Annotated in this window: 2 pseudogenes; both read left to right on the forward strand. The window is 29.9% G+C overall.

Going from position 1 to position 1,076, the window contains the following annotated elements:
• Positions 1–170 (forward strand): annotated as a pseudogene (locus tag HMPREF2937_RS14020) (recombinase family protein); the annotation flags it as partial.
• Positions 156–716, forward strand: a pseudogene (locus tag HMPREF2937_RS14180) (alpha-glucosidase C-terminal domain-containing protein); the annotation flags it as partial. The pseudogenes HMPREF2937_RS14020 and HMPREF2937_RS14180, both read left to right, overlap by 15 nt.
• Positions 717–1,076: the final 360 nt, after the last annotated feature.

Genomic DNA, 1,076 nt, shown 5'->3' on the forward strand with positions numbered 1-1,076 from the left:
AACAAGAACGAAATGAAAGTAAACGTAGACAAGCACAAGGTATTAAAGTTTCGAAAGAAAAAGGGGTATATAAAGGACGTCCTTTACTCTATGCACCGAATGCTAAAGATCCTCAAAAACGTGTTATTTATCATAGAGTTGTAGAAATGTTAGAAGAAGGACAAGCAATTGGAATGACGAACTTTCCGTTTACAAGTATAGAGCAATTTAACGATGTATCTGTTAAAAATGAATACCATATGGTTAAAGAGGAAGGCGGAAACACTGATGCATTATTAGAGAAACACCGCATGGAAAACAGAGATAATTCTCGAACTCCAATGTAATGGAATGATGAAGCTTACGCTGGCTTCTCTAATGTTGAACCTTGGTTCCCAGTCAACCCTAACTACGTGTCAATTAATGTCGAACAACAAGAAGCGGATGATCATTCTATATTGCAATTTTACAAAGATTTAATTCAACTTAAAAAGTCAGATGACACCTTTACGTATGGAGAATTCAACTTAATTGATTCAGAAAATTCCAGTATTTTTGCATATACTCGCACATTAAATAATAAAACTGCAGTCATTGTCAGTAATCTAACAAATCAAACTGTAAGTCTAAAAACTGACCTTGAATTAAACAAGGGCGATTTAAAATTGCATAACTATGATACTGAAATTAATACAGATAATATAAAACCCTTTGAAGCATTTGTTACTATGATTTAGTATTTAGTTAACAACTTCATTCAGTTGACAATTACCCAAAAAACAAATCCTCTCATAACAAGATAAATCTTAATTTGAGTGGGTTTGGTTTTTAAATATATTAAATTATTCCTAACTACTCAAACTTACTGGAAGATAAATATGTATTATCTTTCATGGTTAAACTTTTTCTTGATTTAATAAATGTAGTTCTAATAGTCTTTTTATACTTTCCATCAAATTAGAGCATATCTTGAACCCAACGTTAGATAGTTAAATGACAAATTAGTATTTTCTTAATATAAGATGGCTACTTTTCATTGTATAAACACTAGATATATTGTATATTTTGATTAGGGATTGTTTTAATATATATTAAAA

It is taken from the genome of Staphylococcus sp. HMSC061G12, assembly GCF_001838465.1.
GTDB classification, from domain to species: Bacteria; Bacillota; Bacilli; order Staphylococcales; family Staphylococcaceae; genus Staphylococcus; species Staphylococcus simulans.